The 265-nt window shown below is 40.8% G+C and carries 1 protein-coding gene; it reads right to left on the bottom strand.

Annotated features, from left to right (window positions below; all coding sequences use genetic code 11):
- Positions 1 to 265, bottom strand: a 265-nt coding sequence (locus JUI58_RS09590; protein ID WP_204103550.1) for an IS200/IS605 family accessory protein TnpB-related protein, incomplete at both ends; no start/stop codon positions are given.

Here is a 265-nt window from a genome sequence, read left to right as displayed (position 1 = left end):
CCTGATGGCTTCCAGCTTTCGGGTTTTGCACCGAATGTCGGCAAGAAATCATCATCTAAAAACGATGCTTGCGAGGTGTACGATTCTTCAGTTTCAACAAATTCAATCCCATACAGTTCGCAAAGTTGCTTGATGCGTTCTTTGAGTTTAGCTGTAGGAATTTGAACAAACTTTTGATTGTTCTTTTTGCCGATATTGATACCGTTCTTTTGTCCTTTATTCCAACCAAAGACAATGCGACCGATGCCATTTTCAAGGCAGTGAT

Source organism: Spirulina sp. CCY15215 (assembly GCF_016888125.1).
GTDB lineage: Bacteria > Cyanobacteriota > Cyanobacteriia > Cyanobacteriales > Spirulinaceae > CCY15215.
The sequence above is the reverse complement of the archived record's forward strand: the minus strand, read 5'-3'. Positions and strand labels throughout refer to the sequence as shown.